The sequence below is a fragment of the Alkalicoccobacillus gibsonii genome, from assembly GCF_016798245.1.
Classification (GTDB): Bacteria; Bacillota; Bacilli; order Bacillales; family Bacillaceae_D; genus Alkalicoccobacillus; species Alkalicoccobacillus gibsonii.
In genome coordinates, this window is sequence record NZ_JAEUZA010000001.1 from 19,072 (window position 1) to 32,891 (window position 13,820).

13 protein-coding genes are annotated in these 13,820 nt (G+C 41.6%); 8 read left to right on the forward strand and 5 right to left on the reverse strand.

What is annotated here, in order from left to right:
* Positions 1–96 precede the first annotated feature (96 nt).
* The 4 genes from metE to JNO66_RS00165 all read left to right on the forward strand — a co-directional run bounded on the left by metE (position 97) and on the right by JNO66_RS00165 (position 5,718).
* Positions 97–2,388: a 5-methyltetrahydropteroyltriglutamate--homocysteine S-methyltransferase gene (metE, locus tag JNO66_RS00150; RefSeq protein WP_203086195.1), complete on the forward strand. Its 2,292-nt coding sequence runs from the start codon at positions 97–99 to the stop codon at positions 2,386–2,388.
* A 75-nt stretch (positions 2,389–2,463) separates the two neighbouring features.
* The gene (locus JNO66_RS00155) at positions 2,464–3,075 is read left to right on the forward strand and encodes a DUF3298 and DUF4163 domain-containing protein (protein WP_203086196.1); all 612 of its coding nucleotides are present in this window, start codon (positions 2,464–2,466) and stop codon (positions 3,073–3,075) included.
* A gap of 74 nt (positions 3,076–3,149) precedes the next feature.
* Complete coding sequence (locus JNO66_RS00160) at positions 3,150–4,562, forward strand: NAD-dependent succinate-semialdehyde dehydrogenase (RefSeq protein WP_203086197.1); 1,413 nt, start codon at positions 3,150–3,152, stop codon at positions 4,560–4,562.
* Between the two features lie 106 nt (positions 4,563–4,668).
* Positions 4,669–5,718: a M42 family metallopeptidase gene (locus JNO66_RS00165; protein WP_203086198.1), complete on the forward strand. Its 1,050-nt coding sequence runs from the start codon at positions 4,669–4,671 to the stop codon at positions 5,716–5,718.
* Between the two features lie 38 nt (positions 5,719–5,756).
* Here JNO66_RS00165 and JNO66_RS00170 read toward each other — a convergent pair whose 3' ends face one another.
* Both JNO66_RS00170 and JNO66_RS00175 read right to left on the reverse strand, forming a co-directional pair.
* On the reverse strand, positions 5,757–6,197 hold the full coding sequence (locus JNO66_RS00170; RefSeq protein ID WP_203086199.1) for a Dps family protein: 441 nt from the start codon (positions 6,195–6,197) through the stop codon (positions 5,757–5,759).
* 73 nt (positions 6,198–6,270) lie between these two features.
* Complete coding sequence (locus tag JNO66_RS00175; protein WP_273753087.1) at positions 6,271–6,939, reverse strand: B3/B4 domain-containing protein; 669 nt, start codon at positions 6,937–6,939, stop codon at positions 6,271–6,273.
* 98 nt (positions 6,940–7,037) lie between these two features.
* Here JNO66_RS00175 and queG point away from each other — a divergent pair, with 98 nt between their 5' ends.
* Positions 7,038–8,189, forward strand: a complete 1,152-nt coding sequence (gene queG / locus JNO66_RS00180) for a tRNA epoxyqueuosine(34) reductase QueG (RefSeq protein ID WP_203086200.1) — start codon at positions 7,038–7,040, stop codon at positions 8,187–8,189.
* A 63-nt stretch (positions 8,190–8,252) separates the two neighbouring features.
* Entirely contained in the window at positions 8,253–8,789 is a 537-nt protein-coding gene (locus JNO66_RS00185) for a methylated-DNA--[protein]-cysteine S-methyltransferase (protein WP_203086201.1), read from the forward strand.
* 15 nt (positions 8,790–8,804) lie between these two features.
* Here JNO66_RS00185 and JNO66_RS00190 read toward each other — a convergent pair whose 3' ends face one another.
* Positions 8,805–9,317 (reverse strand): GNAT family N-acetyltransferase, encoded by a 513-nt coding sequence (locus tag JNO66_RS00190; protein WP_203086202.1) that lies wholly within the window; start codon positions 9,315–9,317, stop codon positions 8,805–8,807.
* A gap of 114 nt (positions 9,318–9,431) precedes the next feature.
* Between JNO66_RS00190 and JNO66_RS00195 the strand changes: the two genes are divergently transcribed.
* Both JNO66_RS00195 and trmL read left to right on the forward strand, forming a co-directional pair.
* Positions 9,432–10,316 (forward strand): amidase domain-containing protein, encoded by an 885-nt coding sequence (locus JNO66_RS00195; protein WP_203086203.1) that lies wholly within the window; start codon positions 9,432–9,434, stop codon positions 10,314–10,316.
* 58 nt (positions 10,317–10,374) lie between these two features.
* Entirely contained in the window at positions 10,375–10,845 is a 471-nt protein-coding gene (gene trmL / locus JNO66_RS00200; RefSeq protein WP_203086204.1) for a tRNA (uridine(34)/cytosine(34)/5-carboxymethylaminomethyluridine(34)-2'-O)-methyltransferase TrmL, read from the forward strand.
* A 74-nt stretch (positions 10,846–10,919) separates the two neighbouring features.
* Here the strand turns inward: trmL and JNO66_RS00205 are convergent, their stop codons facing one another.
* Together JNO66_RS00205 and JNO66_RS00210 are read right to left on the reverse strand one after the other, a co-directional pair.
* Entirely contained in the window at positions 10,920–11,477 is a 558-nt protein-coding gene (locus JNO66_RS00205) for a DUF5366 family protein (protein WP_203086205.1), read from the reverse strand.
* Positions 11,478–11,823: 346 nt separating this feature from the next.
* Complete coding sequence (locus JNO66_RS00210) at positions 11,824–13,710, reverse strand: transglycosylase domain-containing protein (protein ID WP_203086206.1); 1,887 nt, start codon at positions 13,708–13,710, stop codon at positions 11,824–11,826.
* Positions 13,711–13,820: the final 110 nt, after the last annotated feature.

Consider the following 13,820-nt stretch of genomic DNA (forward strand, 5'->3'; position numbering starts at 1 on the left):
GAAGGAGGCATTTTTTATTCCCTTGGAGTGATCTGCTTAGATGGTTTGTAATTAGAGTTTGTTAGGTTGAGAGACAAAAAAGAGGAGTGAGCGAAGATGCCAAAGGTGAGAAGTTCAAACATTGGATATCCGAGAATTGGGGAAAAGAGAGAATGGAAAAAAAGTCTTGAAAGCTATTGGGCGAATACCACTTCCCAAGAAGAACTACTAGCGTCTCTGAAAGAAATTCGTCTAACAAATATTCAAAAGCAGAAGGATGCAGGGATTGATTTGATTCCTGTGGGAGATTTCAGTTTATATGATCACGTTCTAGACACTGCAGTTTCATTTGGCTTAGTTCCTGATCGTTTTGAGTATAACGGTGGTAAGGTAGATCTCGACACATACTTTGCAGTGGCACGTGGTACGGATTCGGCTGTTGCCTCTGAAATGACAAAATGGTACAACACGAACTACCATTACATCGTTCCTGAGATCACAAAGGCACCGACAACACTCGTACATAACCGTGTTTTGGAATTATATAACGAAGCAAAAGCAGAGCTTGATATTGAAACAAAACCAGTCATCTTAGGTCCTGTTAGCTTTGTAAAATTATCAAAAAACCAAACGGGACTATCTGAAAAAGACTTAATTCGCTCATTTGTACCTTTGTATGCAGAATTATTGAAAGAACTTGAGGCAAGTCATGTAGCTTGGGTTCAAGTAGATGAGCCATTTTTAAATGGTGAAGTGACAGATACAGACCTGGACTTGTTGCAAGAAGTATATGCACAGCTTGATGTAGCAGCACCTAAGGTGAATTTGTTGCTCCAAACCTATTTTGAAGCAGTAGATGATTATGAAGCCATCGTTAATTTACCAGTACAAGGAATTGGCTTAGATTTTGTACATGACGAAGGAAAGTCCCTACAGCAAGTAGCAAAGTACGGATTACCGTCTGGTAAAATTCTAGCTGCTGGTATTATTGATGGACGTAATATCTGGAAGGCAGATCTTCAAGAAGTGAAGCACATTGTTGATCAGCTGAGTGTATTAGTTGGTGAAGGGCAACTGATTCTTCAACCATCATGTAGCTTACTTCATGTACCGGTAACTGTGTCATTAGAAGAAGAGCTTCCTGAGTTCTTAAAAGCTGGAATTTCCTTTGCGGATGAAAAGCTTGAGGAGCTTGTTGCTTTAGCTGATGTGGCGAATGATGTACGTGATGAAGAGATCCTTGAAGCAAGTGCTGAAGCTGTAAGAACACTTAACGAGTCTTCAAGCCGTAACAACGAAGACGTACGCGCATTGCTTGAAGAAATTGGAGCTTCTGTGCCAACTCGTGCGGTGGAGGCAACTGAGCGTCTGCGCTTACAACAAGAGAAGTATCAATTCCCGCTACTTCCAACAACAACAATTGGGAGCTTTCCACAAACAAAAGAAGTGCGTCAAAAGCGCTTGAAGTGGAGAAAAGGAGAGCTTGAATCAGCTCAGTACGAACAGTTTATTCGTGATGAAATTGATAAGTGGATTAAGATTCAAGAGGATCTTGATATCGATGTTCTTGTTCACGGTGAGTTTGAGCGTACGGATATGGTTGAGTTCTTTGGTGAAAAGCTTGCTGGTTTTCAATTCACCAAATTTGGCTGGGTACAATCGTACGGCTCACGTTGCGTAAAGCCACCAGTAATTTATGGAGATGTTGCATTTATTGAGCCAATGACTGTGAAGGAAACGGCATATGCACAAAGACAGACAAACCGCCCTGTTAAAGGAATGCTTACAGGTCCGGTGACGATCTTTAACTGGTCCTTCCCGCGTACTGATATTTCTGAAGGTCAGGTTGTTAATCAAATTGCTCTGGCTCTTCGCAAAGAAGTGGAAGAACTCGAGAAGGAAGGAATTAACCTAATCCAAGTGGATGAGCCAGCGATCCGTGAAGGACTTCCTTTGAAAAAGGAAAAAACAGAAGCGTATCTTAAACAGTCAGTAGAGGCGTTCCGTTTATCTACGATTACGGTTCAACCAGAGACGCAAATTCACACGCATATGTGCTACTCGGATTTCGAGGCAATCATTGAATCAATTGATGCATTAGATGCAGATGTCATCTCAATTGAAACATCAAGAAGTCATGGAGAGCTAATCTCCGCATTTGAAGACTTTACGTACAATAAAGGAATTGGCCTTGGTGTATATGACATTCATAGCCCACGTGTTCCGGCTCAAGAAGAAATTGACCGCAACATTAGTCGCGCCCTTTCTGTACTTGATCCAACGTTATTCTGGATTAATCCAGACTGCGGACTCAAAACACGCAAAGAGAAGGAAACAGTTGAAGCACTAAGAGTAATGGTAGCTGCTGCCAAACAAGCTCGTGAGCAACTTGTGACTTCACCTGAATAAGAAGATTTTAGAAACCCGCTGCTATCAGCGGGTTTCTTTGCATACACTTCTAAAAACATAAAAGGAAGTGAATGCATGAATACATCTGTTCTCCCTGCTCAAGTGGTTACGCGGCATATGCTATCTAGTAGGCTGGATATCTATTATCCTGAGATTATTCAATTACCAACCCCACGTTTGCAGCATGAGCTGAATCAAGCTGTTAACCAACAAGTGCACCAAATGATCCATGATTCAGGATATAACGATCCTCCAAGAGATACGACATTGACCGGAGGGTATGAAATGAAAAACAATCAACGCACTATTTTAAGCCTAATGAACCGGTTGTATTATTATAGTGGTGGCGCCCATGGCATGACGGTTCAAGAAACATTAACTATGAATATTGATACAGGACAAATCTATACACTTAGTGACTTGTTTAAACCTGGTTCTTCCTATGAGTCGACATTAAATCGTATCATTGAAGCGCAAATCAAAATGAGAGATCTTGATCTCTTAAATCCATTCACGGGTATTACCAAAAATCAAAAGTGGTACATTGCAGATAAATCACTTGTCCTGTTTTTTGATCTATATGAGCTGCAAGCTTACGTGTATGGGTTCACCTATTTTCCGATTTCTGTTTATGACCTGCAATCCATCATTCGAGAGGATGGTCCACTCGGCGAAATGATCTATTAACCTTTGTTTAAGATCTCACTGAAACAGGAATAGTGAGGTAGTGAGGTAGAGATGAACAAAGGAGGCAACATCAAATGAACTTTTATATAAACGGTGAATGGATCGGAGAAGAGCTTGAAAAGACAGATGTCTATAATCCTGCTACGGGAGAGGTAGTAGACCAGGTACCGAAGGGCGGAGAGCGCGAAGCAAGGGCGGCCGTTGATGCGGCGCACGGAGCATTCCCTGACTGGGCAGCAAAAACGGCGTATGAACGCAGTGAGCTGTTAGAGAAATGGTATGCCTTAATTGAAGAGCATCAAGATGAGCTTGCACGTACGATGACTGAGGAGCAAGGGAAGCCATTAAAAGAAGCGTCTGGAGAGATCGCCTACTCTAATTCCTTTATTAAGTGGTATGCAGAGGAAGGCAAGCGTGTATACGGAGAAACGATTCCTGCATCAGCTACAGACAAACGATTATTTGTCATCAAGCAGCCAGTCGGAGTGGTCGCAGCGATTACGCCATGGAACTTCCCGGCGGCAATGATTACTCGAAAGATAGCACCAGCCCTTGCAGTAGGATGTACAACAGTGCTAAAGCCATCAAGCCAAACACCACTTACAGCATTAAAGCTTGTTGAGTTAGCTGAGCAAGCTGGTATCCCTAAGGGTGTGATAAATGTCGTAACGGGAAGTTCAAGTGAAATTTCTGAAGCGTGGCAATCAGATAGTCGAGTTCGCAAGCTGACATTCACCGGTTCCACCGAAATCGGAAAGCAGCTGATGAGTGGAGCATCTGAAACAATGAAGAAGCTGTCGCTTGAACTTGGTGGACATGCACCGTTAATTGTGACGAGTGATGCTGATCTAGATCTCGCTGCGGAACAGGCCGTTGCTTCTAAGTTTAGAAATGGTGGACAAACGTGCGTATGTGCTAATCGTATCTTTGTAGCCGAAGAAATTGAAGAAGCCTTCACAGAGAAATTCGCGGATGCTGTTTCCAAGCTTGTTGTAGGTGAGGGATTAAATGAAGAGACAGATATTGGACCATTAATCGATGAAGACGCTGTTGAGAAAGTCATGGAGCATATTAAAGATGCAACCGAAAAAGGGGCAAAAGTTGTAGTTGGCGGTAATCGCAAAGATGGGCAATTTATTGAGCCAACAGTGATCTCTGGTGTAACAGACAATATGGTTTGCATGAAGGAAGAAACGTTTGGACCACTTGCTCCAATCTCAACATTTAAAACAGAAGACGAAGCGATTGAACGTGCGAATGCAACGCCATACGGACTTGCTGCTTATTTATTTACTCAGAACTTAACAAGAGCAATTAAACTAGCTGAAAAGCTCGACTACGGAATTGTGGGCGTAAACGATGGCGGTCCATCTGCTGCTCAAGCACCATTTGGTGGCTGGAAAGAAAGTGGACTTGGACGCGAAGGTGGTCATCAAGGAATTGAAGAATATCTTGAAACCAAATATGTGTCTGTGAAACTAACGTAAGAGAGTGTACTCCAAAGCTTAGTCGCTTTGGAGTATTTTTTGTGATAGTTGAAACTTCTTTTTTAAAGCGGTATCGTATACATATGTCCATACAGGGGGAATGAATATGACGGAAGATCGTGTCACGGAAACAGTAAAGTTAATTAAAGAGCTTGTGCAGATCCCAAGCCCAACAGGGAATACATATGAAGTCATTCAATTTGTAAAATCATATTTAGACGAATTAGGGATCCATAATAAGCTTAATCGTAAAGGTGGACTTTTGGCAACAATCCCTGGAGAGGATACAAGCCAGCATCGGATGCTTACAGCGCATGTCGATACATTAGGTGCGATCGTAAAAGAGATTAAGCCGAGTGGACGCTTACGTATGGATTTGATCGGAGGCTTTCGCTATAACGCCATTGAAGGAGAGTACTGTCAAATTGAGACCTCATCAGGGGAGACGTTTACAGGAACCATTCTCATGCACCAGACTTCCGTTCACGTCTACAAGGAAGCAGGTACAGCTGAGCGCAATCAAAAGAATATGGAAATTCGTTTAGATGAACGTGTTCACTCAGCTGATGATGTACGAAAACTAGGGATTGAAGTGGGGGACTTTATTTCATTTGACCCTCGTGTAGAGGAAACAGAAAGTGGCTATATTAAATCGAGACATCTTGATGACAAAGCAAGCGTTGCTCTGTTGCTTCAGTTAATGAAACGAGTAAAAGAAGAAGGTCTTACCCTTCCTTACACAACTCATTTCTTAATTTCAAACAATGAGGAAATCGGATATGGAGGAAATGCAAGCATTTCACCGGAGACGGTCGAATATCTTGCGGTGGATATGGGAGCAATGGGAGATGGTCAATCAACCGATGAATACTCCGCCTCGATCTGTGTGAAGGATGCAAGTGGGCCATATCATTATTTGCTACGTAAGCATCTTGTTAGGTTAGCCGAAACACATGGAATTGACTATAAGCTTGATATTTATCCATACTACGGTTCAGATGCATCTGCTGCCATCCGTTCCGGTCATGATATCGTCCATGGACTGGTGGGACCAGGTATTGATTCCTCGCACGCGTATGAGCGTACTCATCGAGATTCCTTAGATCATACAGGAACTCTGCTTTATCATTATGTTCAATCCAAATTAGTGATCTAAAAAAGCTGGCCCGCTTGTGCGGGTCAGCTTTTGTGTCATTAACGTAAGAATGAACGAAGCATCCAGTTGTGCTTCTCAAGCGATTGGTGAATCGCAAGCAGCATGTCAGCAGTTGTTTGGTCGCCAAGGTTCTCGGCCGCTTCCATACCTTCCTTCAGCTCATCAATTAAGATCGTAAAATCGTGAACGATATCTTCTACCATTGATTCTGCAGACAGATCATTTTCAGCTTCCTTCACTGTTGCTGTTTCAAGATGTTCTTTCATTGTTGCAAGTGGTTTTCCTTTTAGAGCGAGTAAACGCTCAGCTAGTTCATCAATATAGCCAGACGCTTCATTATATAATTCCTCGAATTTTTCATGTAGAGTAAAGAATTGAGGTCCTTTTACATACCAGTGATAGTTATGAAGTTTGGTAAAAAGAACGCTCCAGTTCGATACTTGATTGTTTAGAATGTGTGCAATTTTTTCTTGTGACATGATGATGGCCTCCTATTATGATTTCTCTATAATAGTTTCCCTCAAAACGCGTTTTTTAAACTTAATGTCTATCTCATTGGACTATGATCCACTCAGCTTCTCCACCGTGAACCTGAGTGAACATTTGAGCAGCACGACTTAAAAGCTGCCCTGCTTCGTCAGCGGATAACGCAGGATTTAAATAAAAAATCTGGATTGCTTCAGTTGTTGTTGTCTGTACAGAAGACTGCACGGAATCAACAATTGGACTTCCAAACGGACCTTGCTGATCAGCGCTGATTAACTTTCCTTCAACTTGGAACACTCGTCCATTTAATCCTTCGTACGTTTCTCCTGCTTTTCCTAAACGAAAGCTTATCGGACCAGACAACTTAGACGCATCATAAATGCCAACAGGAATCTGATATTCTAATGAAAAAAAGTTATTGAGATCAATGGCGGAATGAGGAGCTTCAAGAAATTCTCCTTTTTTCACCCGACGGTAAAGTGCTTCATGCGAAGGACGATACCGAGAAGCCGGAATGCCAAATGCTTTAAACACTTCTCGCCAAGCAGCGATGCCTTCAATGTCAGTTAGGTCACCCTCTTCTAAAGAAACAGAAAGTACCTCTTGAAAATACCTAATACGACCTTGTATCATTTGAGGTGAAGTACTTATGGCAATTGATTTGTAGGATATGATTCCAAATGTTAAGGTTGGATATGTATTTGTAATAGTTGAGTCAATTGTAGCTTCTAGCACGGGACAAACCCTCCTTTAAGAATAAAGCATAGCATGATTATTGTTGGATATTAACTGAAATGCACTATGAAAAAAGTGTAGGAAAAGGTGAGTAGGGCATGACGTACGCCCAGTTAAAAGAAGAACTGATCGCATACAGTAAAACAATTGGAATCGATAAAATTGGGTTCGCTTCGGCGGATGCATTCTTAACATTAAAGGATCGACTTTTAGTTCAACAGGAGCTCGGATACCAATCGGGCTTTGAAGAACCAGATATAGATAAACGAGTGAATCCAGAACTTAGCTTACCCAAAGCAAGATCTATTATCTCAATCGCGCTTGCTTATCCGTCGCGCATGAAGGATCCGCCCAAAAGTACAAAAGGGGACCGAAGAGGCGTTTTCTGCCGGGCTTCATGGGGTAAAGATTATCACCATATTCTAAGAGATCGCCTAAAAAAGCTAGAGGATTTTTTAAATGAAAAGGTCCCAGAAGCAAAGACACTATCAATGGTTGATACGGGTGCTCTTTCGGACAGGGCCGTTGCAGAGAGAGCCGGTATTGGCTGGAGTGCCAAGAACTGTGCCATCATTACACCGGAATTTGGCAGTTATGTGTACTTAGGCGATTTGCTTACTACATTGCCATTTGAACCGGATACGCCAATCACAGATCAATGCGGTACATGTAATAAATGCGTAGATGCCTGTCCAACTGGCGCCTTAATTCAAGGTGGTCAGCTTGATTCGCACAAGTGTATCGCCTTTTTAACGCAAACAAAAGGATTTCTGCCTGAACAATATCGCAAGAAGCTTGGAAATCGCATTTATGGCTGTGATACGTGCCAGCAGGTTTGCCCTAAAAATAAAGGGATCGATGTGCATAATCATCCTGAGATGGAGCCGGATCCGGAAATCGCTAAACCACGGCTGATTCCTTTACTGACGATGAGTAATCGTGAATTTAAAGAGAGATTTGGCGATATTTCAGGCTCATGGCGTGGAAAGAAACCTATCCAACGAAATGCGATTATTGCTCTAGCTCATTTTAAAGAAGAAAGTGCACTACCTGTTTTAAAAACATTGCTTACCTCTGATCCTCGCCCAGTGATTCGGGGAACAGCAGCATGGGCAATCGGCAAAATCGGTCGGACGGATGAAGAAGAAATGATCCTGAAACATGCAGAAAAACTCGAAAAAGATGAAGATGTGTTGAACGAGATCAAGAAAGGTCTGGATTTGTTGGAAACAAACGTAACAAGGAACTAGCTTGTCTTGGGAACCTGGGTTAGAATGATAGGGACCTAAGGAAAGTGAGAGGAGGAATCTGATATGAACCAACGCTCAGCTTGTTTTGTAGACGAAATGACAAGTCCCATTGGCCCATTAACGATTGTTGCATCCGAGCAAGGAGTATGTCATCTCCACTTTGGAACCATTGAAAGTATCCACTCAACCCTTAGAGCAAAGCTCTTGAAACTTGGAATGAGCGGGGAATGGCAGCAGTGTTCAGATACGTTATCATCTGCAATTGAACAGTTGTCCGAGTATTTTTCCGGTAAACGTCAAGCGTTTGATCTGCCCCTTGACTTATGTGGGACACAATTTCAAAAGCGAGTTTGGAAAGAATTAAGTGTGATTGAATTTGGGCAAACAAGGTCCTATAAGGAGATTGCTGAAGCAATTGGCGCACCGAAGGCCGTACGGGCAATAGGAGGCGCGAATAACCGTAACCCCGTTCCTATTATAGTGCCGTGTCATCGTGTAATTGGTAGTAACGGTTCAATGGTCGGTTATGGTGGAGGACTTGATAAAAAGGAAATGTTATTAATTCATGAAGGTTCAAGAGAAGAAGTGTTAGCACTTTAAGTAGATTAGACAGCATCACCTCAGGACAAAAGAGGCAATGCTCGTCTTTTTTTTGTCCATTTTTACAAGCTCTTTTTCTAACAGAAGAACGGGTGTGGAATGGTTTTGATCAGGGATAAACTGTTGATCCATTTGATACCCGTTTTTTTGATAAAAAGAGATGTTTTGCTGGAGATTCTTTCTAACCTTACACGTCGTATGCGTTAAGCCTCTCTCAAGTGCGTAGGCTTCAAGCCTTTGAAGGAATACACTGCCAAGACCTGTGCCCTGCAAGTCTGATTTAACCGCAAATCGGAAAAAGTATAAGCTGCTTTCATTTTCTATAAACCTGCACATAGCAAGTAATTGTTGATTCTGATCAAAAAGTAAAGCGGCATATTCTCCTGTCTGAAGTGCCTTTTTTAAGGTGTCTTCGGTTTCAAGCAATGCACTTGACGGTGGATCCGTGTAAATAGAAAACGCTTCATGCATGAGCTGGCACATGGCTTGCGCATTCTCGATGGTCGCAAGTTGAAAGGTAAAAGTCATCAAAGACACCTCTTTGTATATTTATAATATTATATGTATTAATATACGTTATCTCTACTGAATGAGTCAAGCCTTTCTCGAATAGCCTGTATAAGATATAGGAGGAGGGTGCGAATGGACCAATCTATTGTAAACGCCATTCATCAACTGGCAAAAAATCGAAATCAATCGTTTATTGATCCGGCTTTGTATCAGCCTACAGATTTAATGAGAGGGAGGGATGCGCTTGACCGTCGCCAAGTCAGGCTAGTTCATTCAAAGGCTGCTGGAGACATCGTAAGGGTGCAGCGCATTGCTGATCAAACCATCGTTGATTACGTTGTACAGTACGAATGGTTAATTAAACAAAAGGATCAGCTTTACGTAGAGGAAAGACAGGAGAGAAGAAGAGCTCAACTACGCGCGGGAGATGTAGAAATAGATGAAGAGATGATGCTAGATGAACAAGAGCTTGAGCCTACAAGTCCACTCCTGCCTAACGTAGTGGAGGAACTGGATGAGTCCAGACAAAAGAGTCGTTACAATCGCCGAACAGCCGTTCGTTATGCCGAGCGTTGGTGGAATGACTATAATCCTGAGTACAACCGGTTCACAGACAATTGTACAAACTTCATTTCCCAGTGTCTTTACGCGGGAGGAGCACCCATGAATAGAACGGGACAGAAGAGTAAGGGATGGTGGACAGATGGGGCAAGCTGGAGCTTAAGCTGGACCGTCGCTCATTCCTTGAGGTGGTATTTAAGCGGATCTTCAAAAGGCCTTAAAGGAGAAGAGAAGGAGACAGCTTCAGAGCTTGAACCAGGTGATGTCATTTGTTATGACTTTACTGGAGATGGACGGTGGCAGCACACAACCATTGTTGTAGCAAAAGATGAAAACAACGAACCACTTGTGAATGCACAAACGGTGAACAGTCGAATGCGTTATTGGACCTATGAGGATTCAACGGCCTGGACACCGGAGATTAAATATAAGTTTTTTAAGATTGTCGTTATTTAGGAAAACCGATGATTCGTGGTATACTACAATCTGAACTTATCAGAACGAGGTGTACCAATTGGGCTTAAATATTGTTTTATATCAACCTGAAATTCCTGCAAACACAGGGAATATTGCTAGAACATGTGCTGGTACGAATACATCCCTGCATTTAATTCGTCCGTTAGGTTTTTCAACAGATGACCGCATGCTTAAACGGGCGGGCTGTGATTACTGGCCAAATGTTAAGATCCATTACTATGATTCATTTAAGGAACTGACTGATCGCTTTCCAGAGGCATCCGTATATTTAATTGAAACGGTTGGCACAAAGAATTATTGTGATTATGATTACTCAGATGTTGATGAAGAGATCTTCTTTGTATTCGGACGTGAAACAACTGGTTTGCCAGATGACATTATTGAAGCGTACAAAGATAACTGCTTGCGGATTCCGCAAACAGATAAAGTGAGATCGTTAAACTTATCAAACACTGCGGCTATTGTTATCTATGAAGCCATTAGACAACAAGGGTTTAAGGGGATTTAATGGCTCCGGTTTTAGTGTATGTAAAAAGCCTAATGACTCTAAACGGAGTCATTAGGCTTTAATCATATGTACAATTAAAACGGTATACTTTGAATAAAACTATTGTATAAGCGTAAGCTCGTATAGCCTACTAATAAAATAAAGGCTCCCCAGAACACAACATGGAAGAAGATAAATCCTATTAAGCTTAATACACTAAGAGAATCATAGATTTTGTAGATAAAGAACATAAAATAAACGAGGCAGGCTGCAATAAAGAGAACAGCGATAAAAAAGATCTCCTGCATCAGTAAAAGAGAAAGTAAACTGGCCACGAGGAAAATCCACGATCCTGCTCGGACTTTATTTAATTCAGATCCATCTTCGTCCTTCGAGAAAAAAAGCATGGAGAGCTGAACGGTAGTATCAGAAATGAGTTTAAGAGCAGAAAAAACCATGAAGAAGATTAGTAAAAAGACAAATAGAATGGCAAGTTTGATTCCACCTTCAGTAAAAAACTCAAGCATTCCTTCATACACACCTAAGTCCTCAAGTTGATCTAAAACAAAGGATTGGGCATAAAAAGACAAAGATAAACTAAACAAAATGATAGAGATTAGTGCAAAGTGCCCTGTTAAATATCGGTTTGACATTAGTAAAAAACTCCTGTTCTATACGCTGTAAATCGAATCTTATCTAGTTTAGATTGTACAGAGATTGGTAGTATTAGGCAAGATAATCTTTCCTTTGGCTGACGCGGTATAACATGTTTGATAGAGTAAGCCTTTTCAATCCTCCCAGAATTCAGTATAATAAACCGTAAGCAATGGGTTTTCCGTTAAGGAGGAAGAAAAACATGGGAACAGCATTAATTTTAGGTGTATGTGCCGTTTTTTTAGTGGCAATCTTCACAGCGGGCTACGATAGTAACCCTCACAAAAAGTAAAGGCATGAAAGAAAGTGGCGAGCGTTCCAATCTAATGGAGCGCTCGCCATTTTTTAGTTCATAATATCATTAAAAATTCGTTGATGAGGATTTGACTTTGCGAAGCTTTCAATGCTTTTAGGTCCTTCCTGCCCCTGATCGCGGCCAATTAAAATACCCGCTGTATATTGATCGGTTAAACCAACAAACCAAATCTCATGGTAGCTATTTGAAGTACCGGTCTTACCTCCAACATATGGAGCATTGACATTAATCGTACGCCCCGTTCCGCTTTTAACAACATTGGCAAGCATTTGTCTCATCTTATCATTTGTCGATTGACTCCATACTTGCGTTTCCGACTCGTCCCAGCTATACAACACATTTCCACCACCGTCTACGACTTCAGTGATTCCATGTGCAGGAGAGTATACTCCATTATGTGCAAAGGTCGTGTAGGCACGGGTTAACTCAAGAGGGGAGACCCCTTTACTAAACCCTCCTAATGCGGTAGGCAAGTAATTTCTATCTGAATCCTCGACCTTTTCAAATTGGAACGCATCAAGATAAGAATACGCTTTTTCTAACCCTACACTATTTAGTAATGCTACTGCCGTCGTATTATACGAGCTTGCCAATGCTTGGTTTAACGTGACAGAGCCAATTTCTTTATCGTTATAGTTTTTAGGACAATATCCTTCACTCGTTCCATCAGGGTAACACTTATTCTTAGAATCGATTTTTGCAGATGGTCCAACCCCGGTTGTGTCAATATACGGGGCGAAGGAAAGTAACGGCTTAATGGATGATCCTGGCTGTCTAAAATCTTGATAGCCTCGGTTAAAGTTAAATTTCTCATAGCCTTTTCCACCTGTTATGGCGATAAGCTTGTTCGACTCATTATCGATAACTGCAAGAGATCCTTGAATGTCCTCGTTGGGAATGCGGCTAACTACTGATTGGACAGCTTTTTTCTGCATTAAAGGCTTTAAGGCCGTATGAATAGCGATGCCTTCTTCGTAAAGTCTCTGAATCCGTGCATCCAGCTCCGCGTTAATGTCTTCTTTTTGTTCTGGTGTTGTTGCATTCTTCAGTTGATCCGCAAAGCCCTCTTTCTCAGCTACAAGATCTCTAAATTCATCACGCACATATGTCACATAATCCGGAAACATATCGGTCCGAGTCTGAACGGCTAGTTCGATCGTTTCCTCGGTCGCTTCAATGTATTCTTCTTCTGTGATGGTTTCTTCTTCAAGCATCTTTTTTAATACCCACTGTTTTCGCTCTTCCGTACGATCCTGGTGGTTAACGGGATCATAGAAGCTTGGGTTATTTGGAATGGCTGTAATAAAAGCAACCTGTGCAAGGGAGAGGTCATTGCTGCTTTTACTAAAATAATATTGGCTTGCTGCTTCAATACCATAGGCCTGATGACCAAAAAAAATGGAATTTAAGTAGAGTTCAAGAATATCATCTTTCGTATAACGTTTTTCAAGCTCACGCGAGTACAAGATCTCGCTTAACTTTCGTTGATACGTTTGTTCATGGCTTAAGTAAATGTTACGAACCAGCTGCTGCGTAATGGTACTTCCGCCTTGCTCTGTTTCGCTACTAGATGTGTTCGCTACAAATGCACGAGCGATCCCAGCCGTATCATACCCTTCGTGTTCATAAAAACGACGATCTTCGGTTGATACAAATGAATCAATAAATAACTGAGGAATCTGATCAAATGGTTTATAAATTCGGTTGGTATCCTTATAGATCTCAGACACTAAGCGACCTTCAGAATCAAGGATGTAGCTATTAGATGAAAGAAACAACTCACCTAATTCGATATTCGTATCAAACGCCTCTGATAGTGTTTCTACTTCATTTACTTCTGCACCAACGCGGGTTAACAGCAGGACAAATGAAGCACACAGTACGACGATGATAATCCAGCCTGTACTTTGTCTCATACTAATCTCACTTTCTTTAAGTCTACTTTTGCTAAAGTATACCATTGATTTGATGGAATTTACAGTTCACTAGGCGAATTTACTGCGACTTTATATGGGTTCGTTTTATG